The sequence below is a fragment of the Streptomyces marokkonensis genome, assembly GCF_039539045.1.
Classification (GTDB): domain Bacteria; phylum Actinomycetota; class Actinomycetes; order Streptomycetales; family Streptomycetaceae; genus Streptomyces; species Streptomyces marokkonensis.
Map to the genome: position 1 here is coordinate 1 of NZ_BAABCQ010000051.1, position 16,273 is coordinate 16,273.

At 70.8% G+C, this 16,273-nt stretch carries 20 protein-coding genes; 8 read left to right on the forward strand and 12 right to left on the reverse strand.

The features are described 5' to 3' along the window. Together ABEA26_RS15090 and ABEA26_RS15095 are read left to right on the forward strand one after the other, a co-directional pair. A partial coding sequence (locus ABEA26_RS15090) for a sodium:solute symporter family protein (RefSeq protein WP_345592708.1) occupies window positions 1-1,750 on the forward strand: 1,750 nt, incomplete at its 5' end. Between the two features lie 16 nt (window positions 1,751-1,766). Further along, complete coding sequence (locus tag ABEA26_RS15095) at window positions 1,767-1,898, forward strand: putative transporter small subunit (protein ID WP_345592709.1); 132 nt, start codon at window positions 1,767-1,769, stop codon at window positions 1,896-1,898. 134 nt (window positions 1,899-2,032) lie between these two features. Here the strand turns inward: ABEA26_RS15095 and ABEA26_RS15100 are convergent, their stop codons facing one another. From ABEA26_RS15100 to ABEA26_RS15125, 6 genes are all read right to left on the reverse strand, one after another. Further along, window positions 2,033-2,320 carry a DUF1416 domain-containing protein gene (locus ABEA26_RS15100; RefSeq protein ID WP_345592710.1) on the reverse strand — a complete coding sequence of 96 codons (288 nt, stop codon included), beginning with the start codon at window positions 2,318-2,320 and terminating at the stop codon, window positions 2,033-2,035. Between the two features lie 52 nt (window positions 2,321-2,372). Beyond that, the gene (locus ABEA26_RS15105) at window positions 2,373-3,218 is read right to left on the reverse strand and encodes a sulfurtransferase (protein ID WP_345592711.1); all 846 of its coding nucleotides are present in this window, start codon (window positions 3,216-3,218) and stop codon (window positions 2,373-2,375) included. Between the two features lie 557 nt (window positions 3,219-3,775). Beyond that, the gene (locus ABEA26_RS15110) at window positions 3,776-4,513 is read right to left on the reverse strand and encodes an LmeA family phospholipid-binding protein (RefSeq protein WP_345592712.1); all 738 of its coding nucleotides are present in this window, start codon (window positions 4,511-4,513) and stop codon (window positions 3,776-3,778) included. Between the two features lie 155 nt (window positions 4,514-4,668). Then, window positions 4,669-5,994 carry a hypothetical protein gene (locus ABEA26_RS15115; protein ID WP_345592713.1) on the reverse strand — a complete coding sequence of 442 codons (1,326 nt, stop codon included), beginning with the start codon at window positions 5,992-5,994 and terminating at the stop codon, window positions 4,669-4,671. A 3-nt stretch (window positions 5,995-5,997) separates the two neighbouring features. Beyond that, window positions 5,998-6,252 carry a MoaD/ThiS family protein gene (locus ABEA26_RS15120; RefSeq protein ID WP_345592715.1) on the reverse strand — a complete coding sequence of 85 codons (255 nt, stop codon included), beginning with the start codon at window positions 6,250-6,252 and terminating at the stop codon, window positions 5,998-6,000. Window positions 6,253-6,314: 62 nt separating this feature from the next. Beyond that, on the reverse strand, window positions 6,315-7,205 hold the full coding sequence (locus ABEA26_RS15125) for an alpha/beta hydrolase (protein ID WP_345592717.1): 891 nt from the start codon (window positions 7,203-7,205) through the stop codon (window positions 6,315-6,317). Window positions 7,206-7,441: 236 nt separating this feature from the next. On the opposite strand from ABEA26_RS15125, the gene ABEA26_RS15130 reads away from it, so the two are divergent. The 5 genes from ABEA26_RS15130 (at window position 7,442) to ABEA26_RS15150 (ending at window position 12,755) form a co-directional block, all read left to right on the forward strand. Then, on the forward strand, window positions 7,442-8,248 hold the full coding sequence (locus tag ABEA26_RS15130) for a response regulator transcription factor (RefSeq protein ID WP_345592718.1): 807 nt from the start codon (window positions 7,442-7,444) through the stop codon (window positions 8,246-8,248). A gap of 42 nt (window positions 8,249-8,290) precedes the next feature. Beyond that, window positions 8,291-9,313, forward strand: a complete 1,023-nt coding sequence (locus ABEA26_RS15135; protein ID WP_345592719.1) for a LacI family DNA-binding transcriptional regulator — start codon at window positions 8,291-8,293, stop codon at window positions 9,311-9,313. Between the two features lie 102 nt (window positions 9,314-9,415). Then, window positions 9,416-10,456, forward strand: coding sequence for a S1C family serine protease (locus tag ABEA26_RS15140; RefSeq protein WP_345592720.1), 1,041 nt, complete (start codon window positions 9,416-9,418; stop codon window positions 10,454-10,456). Window positions 10,457-10,575: 119 nt separating this feature from the next. Then, the gene (locus tag ABEA26_RS15145) at window positions 10,576-11,310 is read left to right on the forward strand and encodes a response regulator transcription factor (protein ID WP_345592722.1); all 735 of its coding nucleotides are present in this window, start codon (window positions 10,576-10,578) and stop codon (window positions 11,308-11,310) included. Next, window positions 11,307-12,755 (forward strand): sensor histidine kinase, encoded by a 1,449-nt coding sequence (locus tag ABEA26_RS15150; protein WP_345592723.1) that lies wholly within the window; start codon window positions 11,307-11,309, stop codon window positions 12,753-12,755. Before ABEA26_RS15145 ends, ABEA26_RS15150 begins: the two co-directional genes overlap by 4 nt. Here ABEA26_RS15150 and ABEA26_RS15155 read toward each other — a convergent pair. From ABEA26_RS15155 to ABEA26_RS15175, 5 genes are all read right to left on the reverse strand, one after another. After that, entirely contained in the window at window positions 12,746-13,144 is a 399-nt protein-coding gene (locus ABEA26_RS15155; protein WP_345592724.1) for a hypothetical protein, read from the reverse strand. The genes ABEA26_RS15150 and ABEA26_RS15155 overlap by 10 nt on opposite strands. After that, the gene (locus ABEA26_RS15160; protein WP_345592725.1) at window positions 13,141-13,428 is read right to left on the reverse strand and encodes a hypothetical protein; all 288 of its coding nucleotides are present in this window, start codon (window positions 13,426-13,428) and stop codon (window positions 13,141-13,143) included. Before ABEA26_RS15160 ends, ABEA26_RS15155 begins: the two co-directional genes overlap by 4 nt. A 65-nt stretch (window positions 13,429-13,493) precedes the next feature. After that, on the reverse strand, window positions 13,494-14,153 hold the full coding sequence (locus ABEA26_RS15165) for a pentapeptide repeat-containing protein (protein ID WP_345592726.1): 660 nt from the start codon (window positions 14,151-14,153) through the stop codon (window positions 13,494-13,496). Window positions 14,154-14,182: 29 nt separating this feature from the next. Next, a complete protein-coding gene (locus ABEA26_RS15170) occupies window positions 14,183-14,392 on the reverse strand; it encodes a DUF397 domain-containing protein (RefSeq protein ID WP_345592727.1) in 210 nt (69 codons plus the stop codon). Further along, window positions 14,389-15,222, reverse strand: coding sequence for a helix-turn-helix domain-containing protein (locus ABEA26_RS15175; RefSeq protein WP_345592728.1), 834 nt, complete (start codon window positions 15,220-15,222; stop codon window positions 14,389-14,391). Before ABEA26_RS15175 ends, ABEA26_RS15170 begins: the two co-directional genes overlap by 4 nt. Before the next feature lie 126 nt (window positions 15,223-15,348). Here ABEA26_RS15175 and ABEA26_RS15180 point away from each other — a divergent pair, with 126 nt between their 5' ends. Further along, window positions 15,349-15,639, forward strand: coding sequence for a hypothetical protein (locus tag ABEA26_RS15180; RefSeq protein WP_345592729.1), 291 nt, complete (start codon window positions 15,349-15,351; stop codon window positions 15,637-15,639). Here ABEA26_RS15180 and ABEA26_RS15185 read toward each other — a convergent pair. After that, window positions 15,602-16,240 carry a TetR/AcrR family transcriptional regulator gene (locus tag ABEA26_RS15185; protein WP_345592730.1) on the reverse strand — a complete coding sequence of 213 codons (639 nt, stop codon included), beginning with the start codon at window positions 16,238-16,240 and terminating at the stop codon, window positions 15,602-15,604. The genes ABEA26_RS15180 and ABEA26_RS15185 overlap by 38 nt on opposite strands. Window positions 16,241-16,273 lie beyond the last annotated feature (33 nt).

A 16,273-nucleotide genomic window follows, 5' to 3' on the forward strand; every position in this document is an offset into this window, starting at 1 on the left:
GACAGCACAGTTCAGCGGCCTTGTAGTCGTGGGTCTACTGGTCTTCTTCTACGGGGGGACCTTTCTGATATCGACCCGCATCGGAAAGAAGGAGGAGAACGCCGACGGCTATATGACCGCCGGCAACAATATTGGTTTCGGCATTTCGGCCGCCAGTATGACGGCGACCTGGATCTGGGCGTCGTCGATGTACGCGTCCGCGACATCCGGATATACCTACGGAATCTCCGGCCCCATCCACTACGGGCTCTGGGGCGCCCTGATGATTCTCTTCATCTATCCCTTCGGTAAACGGATCCGTGCCGTGGCACCGAAGGCGCACACCCTCGCCGAGGTCATGTACGTCCGGCACGGGCGCTCCAGCCAGCTGATGCTCGCCGGCTCGAACATCGTCGGCAGCCTGATCAGCCTGATGTCCAACTTCATCGCCGGTGGCGTGCTGATCTCGCTGCTGTCACCGTTCAACTTCACCCAGGGCGTCTTCGCCGTAGCCGCGGGCGTGCTGCTCTACACCCTGTGGTCCGGCTTCCGCGCCTCGGTGCTCACCGACTTCGTGCAGGTCGTCGCCATGCTCGGTGCGGTGGCCGTCATCGTCCCGTTCATCTTCTTCGCGGCCGACTTCCCGGCCGCCTTCGAGACCGGCGCGAGCAACCTGACCGCGCAGCAGGGCAACTTCTTCTCCAGCGTGGCCTTCATGGAGCAGGGCGCCCCGTACATCGCCGCCGTGCTCGCCTACGCGATCGGAAACCAGACCATCGCACAGCGGCTCTTCGCGGTGCGGGAAAACCTGATCAAGCCGACCTTCATCACCGCGACCGTCGGATACGGCGCGATGGTCATCGGCGTCGGCATGCTCGGCGTGCTCGCCCTCTACCTCGGCTACGAGCCGACCGGCGGCGACCTGAACAACATCATCCCCGGGATGGCGGCCGAGTACCTGCCCCCCGTGCTCCTGGCCCTGTTCTTCGTCATGATCATCGGCGCGCTCTCCTCCACCGCCGACTCGGACCTCGCGGCCCTCTCCTCCATCGTGATGACCGATGTCTACGGCCAGAACGTGGCCGGCAAGGAGAAGGCCGACCCGAAGACGATGCTGCTCGTCGGCCGCGTCACCATGGTGGTGGCGACCGCGGCGGCCGTGGCTTTTGCCAGCCTGCAACTGAACATCCTCGACCTGCTGGTGTTCGTCGGGGCGCTGTGGGGCGCACTCGTCTTCCCGGTGCTGGCCAGCTTCTACTGGGAGAAGGTCACCGGGAGGGCGTTCACCACCTCGGTGCTCGTGGCGCTCGCGGTGTTCCTGCCGGTGCGCTTCGGCTGGATCTCCGTGGACGGCGCCTTCGGCATCGTCGTGGACGTGCTGTCGGTCATCGGAGTCGGCGTCGTCCTCGGCCTGATGGCCTTCGGGTTCTTCGGCATCCGGGTGGCGAAGATCGTCGGTGTGGCGGCGACGGCGGTGGCCGCGCCGTTCGCCATCGGTTCCCTTCACGAGTACGCCACGCTGTGCGGCTCGCTGGTCGCCTACTCGGTGTCCACCATCATCTGCTGGGCCATGTCCGTGCGCCGGCGTGAGGGCTTCGACTTCGCCGTCATCGCGCAGCGCACCGGCGACTTCGACGACGCCCCGGCGGCTGCCACCGGTGCGGACGCCCCGGACGCCCCGGACGCCGACGGCGGGGAACGGGCCCCGGACCGGCCCGGGGGCTCCGAGGGCGATCCCGGTCCCGACCTCGCCGAAACCAGCACCAAGTGACCCCCGAGGAGGCACCGTGACCACCGCAGCCCTGACCGCGTACATCCTGGTGTGGCCCGTGCTCGTGGCCATCGTCCTGTTCGTGATCTGCCGTGGCTTCTTCCGCGAGTGGGCCGAGGCCCGCCGCAACGGACAGGACCTGATCTGACCCACCACGCCCCCCACCCGGCAGGGCGGAGGAGCGGCACGGCCGCGGGGCCGCACCCCAGGTGTCCAACCCGGTGGGTGCGGCCCCGCGGCCGTCGTCTGCCGTCGTCTGCCGTCGCCTGCCGTCGTCTGCCGTCAGACGGCGATCGCGACCTCCGCCAGTCCGCCGTCCTGGGCGACGACCGTGCGGTCGGCGCTGCCGCCCGGGACGAGTGCCCGGACGGTCCAGGTGCCCTCGGCCGCGTAGAAGCGGAACTGACCCGTCGCGGAGGTCGGGACCTCCGCCGTGAACTCGCCGGTGGAGTCCAGCAGACGGACGTAGCCCGTCACCGGCTCGCCGCCGCGGGTCACGTGGCCCTGGATCGTGGTCTCACCGGGCTTGATCGTCGAGGCGTCGGGGCCGCCGGCCTTCGCTCCGCACATGTCGTACTCCTGAGGGGTTGGGAAGGGTCGGTCGGGTGCGTCACCCGCTTGCTTACTTGGCGGCGCCGAGCTCGATCGGCACGCCGACGAGGGAGCCGTACTCGGTCCAGGAGCCGTCGTAGTTCTTGACGTTCTCCACGCCCAGCAGCTCGTGCAGGACGAACCAGGTCAGGGCCGAGCGCTCGCCGATGCGGCAGTAGGCGATGGTGTCCTTCGCCAGGTCGACCCGCTCGTCCTCGTAGAGCGCCTTGAGCTCGTCGTCGGACTTGAAGGTGCCGTCGTCGTTGGCGTTCTTCGACCACGGGATGTTGCGGGCGGACGGGACGTGGCCCGGGCGCTGCGACTGCTCCTGCGGCAGGTGGGCCGGGGCGAGCAGCTTGCCGGAGAACTCGTCGGGCGAGCGGACGTCGACCAGGTTCTGCGCGTCGATGGCGGCGACCACGTCGTCGCGGAAGGCGCGGATCGCGGTGTTCTGCGGCTTTGCCTTGTAGTCGGTCGCGGGGCGCTCGGGCACGTCGGTGCCGTCGACCAGCTCGCGGGCGTCCAGCTCCCACTTCTTGCGGCCGCCGTCGAGGAGCTTGACGTTCTCGTGGCCGTACAGCTTGAAGTACCAGTAGGCGTAGGACGCGAACCAGTTGTTGTTGCCGCCGTAGAGGACCACGGTGTGGTCGTTGGAGATGCCCTTCGCCGACAGGAGCTTCTCGAAGCCCTCCTGGTCGACGAAGTCGCGGCGGACCGGGTCCTGGAGATCCTGGGTCCAGTCGATCCGGATCGCGTTCTTGATGTGGTTCTTCTCGTAGGCGGACGTGTCTTCGTCCACCTCGACGATCGCGATGGCCGGGTCGTCCAGGTGGTCCTGCAGCCAGTCGGCTTCGACCAGTACGTCGCTGCGGCTCATGTCTTCTCCTCCGGGGCAGTTGGCGGCGGGGCGTGCGGTGAGACGGGGTGCGCGCTCGTGCCAGGGCGGCGCGCGGGTGCCCTGGGCGGGGCGGTGAGGGGGGACACGGTCGGCGGCGTCGCCGGCCGGCTCAGAAGGTGCGACAGAGCATGGCGGCAACGCGGCACAGGTCCACTGCCCGCCGCTTCGTGAGGTCCGCCTGACCCCGCGGCCGGAGGACGCTCGTCTGATGCTGCATAGGTCCCGATCGTAGGGATGGATGGCGGGCCATGTCACCGGCGTGTCGCATCCTGAGACGGGATCGTCCGGAGTGTGGGATCAGAGTGCCTGTCGGGATGCCGCCGGGTGGTACGCGGCCCCGGGCGCCCGCCGCCGCATCTGCGGTGCGGACGGTGCCGTCTCATCTACCGGACAACGGCCCGTCGCCGCGCGCCGCGCTGCCGGACGCCGGGCCCTCGCCGCGCCGCCCTTCCGCCGGCCGGCCGCCGACCGCCGGCCCTCCGCCCGCCGCCCTCCGCCCGCCGGCCTTCTGCCCGACCGGTCGGCCGACCGTCGTCCTACCCGGCCAGCCTGACGTTCGAACCCTTCACCGTGATCTCGACGCCGTCCTTCGCCGCCTCGACCTTGTCCAGCTCAATGCCGCCGGGCAGCTCGTCGATGGTCTGCTGGAAGTCGGTGATCGCGCGGATCCGGGACTCCGCGAGCTGCTTGCCGCCGATCTCCGGCAGGCCGTCCGCGACAACCTCGACGTCGTTGTCCTTGACCGTGACGGAGCTGAGCACCTCGACCGGCTCGGGGAGCGCGACACCGAAGGCCGTGCCCTGGAGAGAGACCTTGATCTTGCCGTTGCCGCCGTCGGAGAGGCCGATGACCTTGGCGGTGATGCCGGGCGCGATCTCCGTGGGCTCGGACTTGGCGGCCTTCAGCAGCTCGTCGTAGCCGACGGTCGCGGTGCCGGTGGCGGTGGCCGCGGTGGCGGAGCTGAAGTCGCTGGAGAACTCGACGCCCTTCATGTTCGCGCGCAGACCGTCGATACGGATGTTCTCGCCGCCGTTGCCGGTGGACGCCTCGTAGTCGTCGATGCCGATCTCGACGTCGTCCAGTTCGCCCCCGACGACCTGGGTGAGGAAGGGGAAGCCGTTGATGGAGACGTCCGGCGTCGAGGCCAGGTTCTCGGTACTGCGCAGCTTGTCCGCCGCCTCGCCCTCGGCGAAGTTGACCGCCACACGGTCCGCGATCGCGAAGAGCCCGCCCAGGATCACGACGACGATCAACAGTATTCGCAATGCACGCATGTGGTGTTCCCCAACCCTGGGCGTTCGACGACGGCGGTCCCCGACGACCGGCGGCCGTCCAGCGCGAGGGTAACGCGACGCGGGAGGACCGCCGCAGTTTTGTGGATCACCTGTGACAGGGAGGTACGTGGGCCGGGCGGTGGCCGGGCGGTGACTCAGCCGAGTGCCCGGCCGAGTACGTACACCGCCGGTGCCGCGGCCGCGAGAGGCAGCGCGACACCCGCCGTGAAGTGGACGAACCGGGAGGGATAGTCGTAGGCCGCCACTCGGTGGCCGATCAGCGCGCACACCGCCGCGCCCGCGCCGAGCAGCGCCCCCGACGGGCCGAAGTCCGTCATCGAGCCGACCGCGAGCCCCGCCCCGCCCGCCGCGAGCAGCGCGACGACCACGGACGCCGGCGTCGGCAACGGCAGGGCGCGGGCCACGGCGGCGACGGCCACCGCGATCGCACCGACCGTCACCGCGTCCGCGGCGGCGGCGAGGTACCCGCCCGCGACGACGGCCAGCGCCGACGCGGCGACGGTCGCCATCAGGCCGTACATCCGCTCGTCGGGATCGGCGTGCGAGCGCAGTTGCAGTACGAGGGTCAGCAGCACCCACACCCCGAGCGTGCCGAGGATCGCCGCCGGGGAGCGGTCCGACACCAGCATCGCCACGTCGGCGGCCAGCGCCCCCGCGAAGCCCAGTGCGATGCCCTGCCGGGCGGGCCACATGCCGTTCAGCCGGAACCAGCCCGCCGCGGTGACGGCCTGGAGGGCGACGAGGGGGACGAGGAGGGCGTACGTGCCGAGCGCCGCCGACCCGGCCAGCAGCAGCCCGAGCAGCGCGGTGAGCCCGGCCGGCTGCATCCCCGGGTCGATGATCGGTGAACGTCCCTCGGCACGGGCGCGCTGCGCGTCGGTGACCCTCGTGTTCCCGGCGATGGTCGCCGGGCCGTAGCCGGGCCCGTCGGAGGGCGTGGCGGCGGAGGGCGCAGGGGCGGAGGGCGCAGGGGCCGACTCGGGAGTGGGGGCGGGAGGCTCGTACGGCTGGTGGGGCTGGGGCTGGGGCTGGGGCTGGGGCTGGGGCTGGGGCTGGGGAGCATAGGCCTGCGGCTGGGACGGGTACGGCTGCGGTGCGTAGCCGCCGGTCGTCCCGTACGGCGTACTCGCCGGCTCCTGGTACCCGTGCGGCGCCTGAGGCGCCTGAGGCGGCAGATACGCCGTCTCCTCCACGGAGACCGGCGGCTGAACCTGGGTCTCCCAGGTCTGCCCCTGCCACTGCTGCGTGTACTGGGCGGCGTCCGGCTCCTCGTACCCCTGCCGGCCCTGATACGCCTGCTGACCCTGATACGTCTGCTGGCCCTGAGGTCCGGGCCACGCCTGGGCTTCGTACCCCGCGTGTCCCTCCTGCCCCTCGAGCCCTGCGTATCCCTCGTACGGATGTTGTTGCTGCTGGTGTTGCTGGTAAGCCTGATAAGGCTGATGCGGCTGGTTGGTCATCGCTCACCCTCCTGCGAACGGCGGGAGCACCTCGACCGTGCCGCCCTCGGCCAGCCGTATCGTCTCGTGCCCGCGCGTGCCCACGGGGTCGCCGTCGACGAGGAACGAGCAGCGCAGCAGCACGCGCGTGAGTTCGCCGGGGTGTCGCTCGCGCACCGAGCCGAGCGCGTCGGCGAGCGTGGCCGCCTCGTAGGGCTCCTCGGCCACCCCCGCCGCGGCCTTCGCGGCGGCCCAGTAGCGCACCGTGACCTTTGCCATCTGGATCCTTCGTCGCCGGTGCCGATCGGCGTCCGTGCCGACCGGCGGTGAACACCGCCAGGCTAGCCCGCCCGGGACACGGCCCAGTCGCCGATCCTGCGCAGCAGCTCCTCGTCGGACGCGTGCTCGGCGTGGCCCATGCCGGGCTCCAGCCAGAGTTCGCCGTGGTCACCGGCCGCCTCGGCCAGCATCCGGGGGTGGTCGAGGGGAAAGTAGCCGTCCCGGTCGCCGTGGACGACGAGGAGCGGCGTCGGAGCGATCCGCCCCGCCGCCTCCACCGGCGACAGCGGCACCGGGTCCCAGTCCCGGTGATGGATACGGGTGCGCATGCCGTAGCGGCCCACCAGGCGTCCGGCGGGCCTCATCACCAGCCAGTGCAGCCGGCGCATGGGGGCCGTCCCCCGGTAGTACCAGCGGGCGGGGGAGCTCACCGACACGACGGCATCCGTGCGGGCGCCACCGCCGCCACCGCCGTCGCCACCGTCTCCCGCGCTCTCGGCGCCCTGGTCGCCGTACAGCGCCGCGTGCCGCAGCACCACCGAGCCGCCCATGGAGAAGCCGACGGTCACCACCCGCGCGTGCCCGAAGCCGCGCGCCCAGGTGACCGCAGCCGCCAGGTCGAGCACCTCCCGGTCACCGACGGTGGACCTTCCCCCGGACGCGCCATGGCCCCGGAAGGAAAACGTGACCACGGCCCCGTAGCGCGCGAACGCCGCCGCGATCCGCCGTACGTGCGGGCGATCCGCGTCGCCCGTGAATCCGTGCGCGACGACGAAGACCAGGTCAGAGGCGTCGCGACCGCTCACCCCCGGCTCGTACACGGCGTCGATCCGTACCCCGTCACCGGCGCGCAGGAAGGTGCGTGAGGGCGTGCGGCGCGGCGTTCCCCGGGGTGTCCCGGGATGCGGACGAAGGGTGGGACGCGCCACATGACCCGCCGGTCGGTTGCTCATGTCCGCTATTCTGCTGGGCATGAGGACTCGGGCAACGTAGCCCCCGGGTCCTTTTGTGCTTCCGGGAGCGTTGCGCAGCGTTCACCTCCCGGATGCGCGGCAGGCCCCACGGGCACGGGGTCCGCACCTGTACGAAGCAGTGCCGTAAACGTCCTCGCAGGGACCCAGGAGGAACCAGACGTTATGGGCGAGCGAAACGTGCACGACCGTAAGACGACCCAGGCAGGTGGGGCGCGATGAGTTCTCTGCTGCTCCTGACCAACGCCCTTCAGCCGTCGACGGAGGTGCTCCCCGCCCTCGGCCTGCTGCTGCACAACGTACGCGTCGCTCCGGCGGAGGGCCCCGCCCTCGTCGACACACCCGGCGCCGACGTCATACTCGTCGACGGGCGCCGCGACCTCCCGCAGATCCGCAGCCTGTGCCAGCTGCTGCGGTCCACCGGACTGAGCTGTCCACTCGTCCTCGTCGTCACCGAGGGCGGCCTCGCCGCCGTCACCGCCGACTGGGGAATCGACGACGTACTGCTGGACACCGCCGGCCCGGCGGAGGTCGAGGCCCGGCTGCGGCTGGCCATGGGCCGCCAGCAGATCGTCGGCGACGACTCCCCCATGGAGATCCGCAACGGCGACCTGTCGGTGGACGAGGCGACGTACTCCGCGAAGCTCAAGGGCCGGATCCTGGACCTGACGTTCAAGGAGTTCGAGCTGCTGAAGTACCTCGCCCAGCACCCGGGCCGGGTCTTCACCCGCGCCCAGCTGCTCCAGGAGGTGTGGGGCTACGACTACTTCGGCGGCACCCGCACCGTCGACGTGCACGTACGGCGGCTGCGCGCCAAGCTCGGCCCCGAGCACGAGTCGCTGATCGGCACCGTCCGCAACGTCGGCTACCGCTTCGTCACACCGGAGAAGCCCGAGAAGACGGAGAAGGCGGGGCGCGCCGCGGAGGACGCCCAAGCGAAGGCGAGAGCCGGGGCGGCCCGGACGGACACCCAGGCCGGCCCCCGGCCGGACAGCACGGTGGAAGCGACGTCGACCAAGGTGTGATACGCCCTGCCCAGGGCGGATCCATCCGCGTAGACTCCGCGCGTGGCCAAGGTGACTCGGGATGACGTAGCGCGACTGGCGGGGACTTCCACCGCCGTCGTCAGCTATGTCATCAACAACGGACCCCGGCCGGTCGCCCCGGCCACGCGCGAGCGTGTACTCGCCGCGATCAAGGAACTGGGGTACCGGCCGGATCGCGTCGCCCAGGCGATGGCGTCGCGGCGCACGGACCTCATAGGCCTGATCGTGCCGGACGCCCGCCAGCCCTTCTTCGCGGAGATGGCACACGCGGTCGAGTGGGCCGCCTCCGAGCGCGGAAAGATGGTGCTCGTCGGCAACTCCGACTACGTCGGTGAGCGCGAGGTCCACTACCTGCGCGCCTTCCTCGGCATGCGCGTCTCCGGCCTGATCCTGGTCAGCCACGCGCTGAACGACATGGCCGCCGCCGAGATCGACGTCTGGGACGCCCGGGTCGTGCTGCTGCACGAGCGACCCGAGGCCATCGACGACGTCGCCGTCGTCACCGACGACCTGGGCGGCGCCCAGCTCGCCGTACGTCACCTGCTGGAGCACGGGTACGAGTACGTCGCCTGCATGGGCGGCACCGCGGAGACCCCGTCCGTCGGCGACCCGGTCTCCGACCACGTCGAGGGCTGGAAGCGCGCGATGAAGGAGGCCGGGCTGCCGACCGAGGGCCGGCTCTTCGAGGCACCGTACAACCGCTACGACGCGTACCGCGTGGGGCTGGAGCTCCTCGCCGGCCCGCAGCGCCCGCCGGCGATCTTCTGCTCCACCGACGACCAGGCGATCGGCCTGCTGCGCGCGGCGCGCGAGCTACGCATCGACGTCCCCGGCCAGCTGGCGGTGGCCGGCTTCGACGACATCAAGGAAGCCGCACTGGCCGACCCGCCGCTGACGACGGTCGCCTCGGACCGGTCGGCGATGGCACGGGCCGCCGTGGACCTGGTCCTGGACGACGGCCTGCGGGTGGCGGGCTCCCGGCGCGAGCGGCTGAAGGTGTTCCCGTCCCGGCTGGTGCTGCGCCAGTCCTGCGGCTGCGAGTAGCGCCCTCTCCCTCCCCCGACACGGCTTTATATCGGGCATACGAGGTTCTGCCGGGCTTCTCAGACAGCACTCAGGCCGCTCTCATACGAGGGCGGGAAGCTCATGAACATGACCGAGAGCCTCCGCCACAGCGGCGAGTACGAGCACGCGAACCCGTATCAGGGGACCACCCGGCACGCCTCCTCTCCCGTCAACCCCGAGTGGCCGCCCCCGCCGGCCCAGCCGCCCGCCGCCCCCTTCCAGGACGGTCGGCCCGAGCAGCCGCGCAAGAGGCGCACGGTCCGGCGCGGCCCCGCCGCCCTGCTCGCGGCCGTGGCGATCGTCGCGGCGGCCGTCGGCGGTGGCACCGCGTACGGCATCCAGGAGCTGACCGGCAGCGACACCGTCGCCTCCGGCACCACCAGCGCCAACGTGGTGCCCTCGAGTCAGAAGGGCACGGTCGCCGGGGTCGCCGAGGCGGTCAGCCCGAGCATCGTCGAGATCAGCGCCACCTCGAACGCCGGCTCCTCCACCGGCTCCGGCGTGATCATCACCGACGACGGCGAGATCATCACGAACAACCACGTCGTCTCCGGGGCGTCGTCCGTCAAGGTGAGGACCAGCGACGGCAAGCAGTACACCGCCCAGGTCGTCGGCACCGACAGCAGCAAGGACCTCGCGCTGATCAAGCTGGACGACGCCTCCGGCCTGACGGCCGCGACGCTCGGCGACTCCGACGGCGTCGGGGTCGGTGACCAGGTCGTGGCGATCGGCTCCCCGGAGGGCCTGACCGGCACCGTGACCAGCGGCATCGTCTCGGCCCTGGACCGTGACGTGACCGTCTCGACGGACGAGGGCCGGCAGCAGCAACAGCAGCGGCAGGGCGGTGACTGGCCGTTCGAGTTCGGTGGCCAGGAGTTCAACGGCGACACCGGCTCGTCCACGACGACGTACAAGGCGATCCAGACCGACGCGTCCCTCAACCCGGGCAACTCCGGCGGCGCGCTGATCGACATGAACGGCAACATCATCGGCGTCAACTCCGCGATGTACTCGTCCGCCGAGTCCTCCGCCGGTGCGGGCAGCGTCGGCCTCGGCTTCGCCATCCCGATCAACACCGTCAAGGCCGACCTGCCCGCCCTGCGAGCCGGCGCCAGCAGCTGAGCAGGCACGAAGCGGGTACGAGAACGTACGACCCGACGCGCGACCCGACGTGCGACCCGACGTGCGACGCTGAAGGCGTTGGCAGCCCGTATCCCATCCCACCCGAGGACCCCGAGCCCATGAGCCCCGCAGACGGCGACCGTGACACCCAGCGCATCCTGATCGTCGACGACGAGCCGGCGGTCCGCGAGGCACTCCAGCGCAGCCTCGCCTTCGAGGGGTACGGCACGGAGGTCGCCGTCGACGGCGCCGACGCCCTGGAGAAGGCGGCCGCCTACCGGCCCGACCTGGTCGTCCTCGACATCCAGATGCCCCGCATGGACGGTCTGACCGCCGCCCGCCGGATCCGCGGCGCGGGGGACATGACCCCGATCCTGATGCTGACGGCCCGCGACACGGTCGGCGACCGGGTGACCGGCCTGGACGCCGGCGCCGACGACTACCTGGTCAAGCCCTTCGAGCTGGACGAGCTGTTCGCCCGTATCCGCGCGCTGCTGCGCCGCAGCACCTACGCGGCGTCCGTCGCCGCCACCACCGAGGACGACGACACCCTCACCTTCGCCGACCTGACCATGGACCTGGGGACGCGGGAGGTCACGCGGGGCGCGCGGCCGGTGGAGCTGACCCGTACGGAGTTCACCCTCCTGGAGATGTTCATGGCGCACCCGCGCCAGGTCCTCACCCGGGAGCAGATCCTCAAGGCGGTCTGGGGCTTCGACTTCGAGCCGTCGTCCAACTCCCTCGACGTGTACGTCATGTACCTGCGCCGCAAGACCGAGGCGGCCGGCGAGCCGCGCCTCGTCCACACGGTCCGCGGCGTCGGCTACGTCCTGCGGCAGGGCGGCGCGGAGTGAGGAGCCCGGTACGCCGCGTCCGCGCGCTGCCCATCCGGGCGCGGCTGTCGCTGCTGGTGGCGGGGGCGGTGGCGTTCGCGGTGGCGGCGGCGGCGGTGGCGTGCTGGTTCGTGGTGAAGAGCGTGCTGGTGAGCTCGCTGGACGAGGCACTGAAGGCCAACCGCATGGACGTGCAGCAGGTGAGCAAGTACCTCGACCTACGCACGTTCCAGTGCGCGCACGACCCTGCCACACACGAACAGAACCCCTTCGGCTCGTCCGTACAGCTCGTGGACCGTACCGGCGGTAGCTGCCTCGTCATCGGCACGGAGGAGGTCCCGCTCACCGACGCCGACCACGCCGTGGCGGAGGGTGAGTCCACCAGCGCGCTGCACGACGCCACGGGGTCCGACGGCACCCAGTACCGGGTCTTCACCTACACCGTGTCGGATCTGCGGGGCGTCGCCGTCTCCGCCGCACGGCCGCTGAGCGAGGTGAACAGCTCCCTCAACAACCTCGCGCTGGTGCTCGTCTTCGTCGCCGGCGCCGGAGTCGTCGGCGCGGGCGCCGCCGGCCTGTGGGTGGCCCGCACCGGCCTACGCCCCGTCGACGAACTGACCCGGGCCGTCGAACACGTCGCCCGCACCGAGGACCTCACCGTCCGCATCCCCGTGGAGGACGAGAGCGAGGACGAGATCGCCCGCCTCTCCCGCTCCTTCAACAGCATGACCTCGTCCCTGGCCAGCTCCCGCGACCTGCAACAGCAGCTCATCGCCGACGCCGGCCACGAGCTGCGGACCCCGCTCACCTCCCTGCGCACCAACATCGAACTCCTCACCCGCAGCGAGGAGACCGGCCGCCCGATCCCGGAGGCGGACCGCAAGGCACTGCTCGCCTCGGTCAAGGCGCAGATGACGGAGCTGGCGGCGCTGATCGGCGACCTCCAGGAGCTGTCCCGCCCCGACACCGGCCACGCGGGCCGCACCCGCATCCTCGCCTGGCACGACGTCGTCGAGTCCGCCCTGCGCCGCGCCCGCCTGCGCGGTCCGGAGCTGACGATCACGGCGGACGTGCGGCCCTGGTACGTACGGGCGGAACCGGCCGCCCTGGAGCGCGCGGTCGTCAACGTCCTGGACAACGCGGTGAAGTTCAGCCCGGACTCCGGCACCGTCGACGTACGCCTGGCCGACGGCGTCCTCACCGTCCGCGACCACGGCCCCGGCATCCCCACCGACGAACTCCCCCACGTCTTCGACCGCTTCTGGCGCTCCCCGAGCGCACGCGCCCTGCCCGGCTCGGGCCTCGGCCTGTCCATCGTGGCGCGGACCGTGCAGCAGGCGGGAGGCACCGTGAGTCTGACTCGGGCGGCCGAGGACAGCGGTGGCGGAACGGTGGCGACCGTACGGCTGCCGGGGGCGCCGGTACCGCCGCCGGAGGTGGACGCGGCCGACGGGGGTCAGTGGTAGCCGAGCATGCCGGGAGCGTCGATGTCGACGGTGAGGAAGCCCGGTGGGTAGAGATCCTCCTGCCCGGTCAGGATGATCGACATGCCCCCCGAGTCCAGGTGTGGCGTCGCCACGTAGAGCGCGTGACACGTATCCGCACCACCCCAGCCGTCCCGCACCATCCCGCCGACAGTGATGGCCGCGACCTGACCGAGCGGATCGACGTGCAGGCCCGGAAGCGCCATCAGCGCGCCTCCGACGTTCGCCTCGCTCTCCTCGGCCTTCATGAGGCACAGCGCCGGGAGGTGCAGCCAGTCACCCGGCGTGTGGGCGACGTTGTCGGCGAGGCGATGGAGGGCCTCGTGGCCATGGGCGAGCGCCAGGGCCGCGCCCACGTCGAGAATGATCACGCGGCTTGCTCCCCGAGGGTCCGGGTCTTGTCCGCCGCCATCGCGTAGATGTTGGCCAGCACGTTCGGCCCGCTCTCGAACTCCTCGTCGCTGAGTGTGCAGCCCAGCCGTTCACGCAGCACCGTGCGCGTGGCCGCCACCCGCTCCGCGATCTGCTCCGCCGTCGGCTGCTCCGAGGCCAACTGCTCGACCAACTGGCCGAGGGTCATGCCCCGCTCCTTGGCGACCTGCGCGAGGTGGTCGCGGGCCTGGCGTGACACCTGAATGGTCGTGTTCTCTGCCATGACCCCACCATAGCGACGTTACAGCCAGGAAGCCGCCGTCCGTCTCTCCCTTCACCCGAAGGTGCCTACGGCACGCCGCCCGCTTGACCCCGTCGGCCCCGCGACGTCAGACGCGGGACGAGCACGCGCACCTTGGCACCCCGGCCGTTCAGCCATCGCTCGAGGTCGAACCCGTCGATTGGGCGCCGCGCGCCTGCCCGGTCGATGACCGCGGGGCCGAAGAGCGTGCCCGAGAGCCCGGTCACGACCGTGTGCTCGTCGATCACCGCCTTGAAGGACGTCTCCCTCACCGACGAACGGGACAGGTCGGCGCCCTCCAGCCTGGTTCCGACCAGGGAAGCGCCGTTGAAGTTGGCCGACGTGAAGCGGGCGGACCGGGCATCGACCTCGTAGAGGCCGGAACTTCCCAGGTTCGCCCCGTCCAGGACGGCGCCGCGCAGGGAGGCCTCGTCCAACTCGGCCTTGGCCAGCCACGCGCTGGAGAGATCGGCCCGATCAAGCACCGCGCCTTCCAGACGCGCCCGGTGGAGATCGGTGCCGACGAGCTTGGCGTCTCGCAGGACGGTCTCGCAGAGGAGCCCCATCGCGAGGTCCAGACCTGACAGATCGGCGTCGGAGAGGTCGAGTGCGGAAACGTCCAGCAGCGAGTCCGCTCGGTCGGCCCACTCCCGCAGCACGGCGGCGGCCTCCGCGTCCGGCGGCAGCAGTGGGACGACTCGCCTCACATCACGGATGCCGGACAAGGACAGGGCACTCACTGACGGTCGTCACGCTTGATCCCCATCAGGAAGGACCCCCACGGGCTCGCACCGAACACCAGCACCCGACCGTCCGGCACCTTGCTGTCTCGCACGGGAACGAGGTCGGCGTAGCCGTCGGCGACCTCGACGCAGTTCGTGCCTCCCCCGTCGCTGTAGGAGGACTTGCGCCACGTGGCGGTAGTGAGGTCAGGCAGTCGGTTCATGGTCTGCGCTCCTCCAGAAGGCTCTTGATGAACGCCACCGACTCCACCGGGGTCAGAGCCGCGTCCCTGACCAGATCGTAGGACAAGCGAAAGGAGTGGACCTTGTCCGGATCGTCGATCAACTCGCCGAAGCCATTGCCTTCCACGTAGGCAACAGGGTCGCCAATTCGTTGCCACAGAAGCCAGAGGTGGCTGTCCATGAGGTCGTGTACACCTGCCGTGTAGGGCAGCACCTGGAGCGCGACCGACGGCAGAGCCGCTGTGTCCACCAGATGCGAGAGCTGGCCCCTCCACACCATCATGTCGGGAACCGGCCGCCGCAACGCCCCTTCGTCCAGGATCACCCGGATACTCGGCGCAGGTCGGCGGTGCAGCAACTCCTGCCGCCCCAGGCGCAAGGCGACCTGCTCCTCGACCGCCTCGCTGTTGCCTGCCGTTGTCTGGGCTCCGGACGACCCCGACAACACCGTCCGCGCGTAGGCCTCGGTCTGGAGCAGGCCCGGTACTCGGAGCTGGAACAGCCACATCACCCGTGCCGTCGACTCCAGTTCCATGAAGTCCTTGTACTTGTCCTTGATGACCTCCTGGCGCGCGTCCCGCCACAAGCGGACCAACAGGTCACCGGTGCCGTGATACCTGTCCAGGTCTTCCATGACCGCCCGCTTGGAGAGCCGTTCGCCCTTCTCCAAGCGGTACAGGTAGCTCTTGTCGTACGAGGTCTCCTCGGCCAACTGGCCAAGCGACTTGCCCGCCTTCTCGCGGAGTATCCGGAGCGTCCCACCCAGCTCGGCGCGCCTCGACCGCCTTTCGTCGAGCGGGTGTTCGTCCATGCCTGCCCTCCCCATTGTCCGCCGGCCAGGCAATGGCCAGCCTCTTCCGCAGCGTACGCGCAGCCAGTGACGATCGAGGCACGAACAGTGATCCACCCTGGCCACAGCACCGAAGGGACAGACCTCATGGACGCCTCCCCACTCCGCCTCCTCCCCTGGACCACCCCCGAAGGCAATCCCTGCTACCTGAGCACCGACAACGGCCGCAGCCTGCTCTCCCGGCTCGCGGACGACATCGAGGAAGCCCAGTTGGAGTCGGGCGAGCAGGTGCTCGCGGGTGCCAGGGCGGTGCTGGCCGACCGGAAGGCCGGTGAGCGGGCGGTGCGGTTCGCGCTGACCAGGGCGACGGAGTCCCTGGAGGACGTACTCCGCGTCGCGGTCAGTCGCGGGGAGCGCGTCCAGGCTGGTCGCGGGTGACGGGGCGCAGCCCGGCCAGCAGGACGTCGAGCAGGTGCTCGGCCCGTTGGGGTGCGGCGTCGCCGGTGCGGGTGAGGAGTTGGTAGAGGACGGAACCGATGAGGGCGTCGGCGACGGCTTCGAGGTCCGCGTCCGCGCGGAATTCGCCGCTCTCCACTCCCGACCGCAGGCAGTCCACGATGGCCTCGTACTGCGGGCGGGTGTGGTGCCGGTAGAGGCTTTCGGCGTCGTGCGGGCTCTCGGCGGCGGCAGCGGTCAGCGCGAGGATCATGGCGGCGTGGCGGGGGTCGCCGGCCGATGAGGCGTAGGCGCGGAACCAGGTCGTCAGCTGCTGAGTGGCACCGTCGCCGGCCTGCGGACCGGGCCGGCCGATGCCGGGCACGGCGGCGTGGAAGCTGTGCCATACGACATCGCCGACGAGGGCGACTCTGGAGGACCAGCGCCGGTAGAGCGTGGGTTTGCCGACTCCCGCCGCGGCGGCGACCTTCTCCATCGACAGTCCGGCGTAGCCGTCGCGCAGGAGGACGTCCCGTGCCGCCCGAAGGATCGCCCGGTCCGTGGCCGCGTCCCGGGGCCGTCCAGGCCGCCGCACCTCATCCATAGCCGCCTATCCTACGAGAGGACTTTTTAGTTA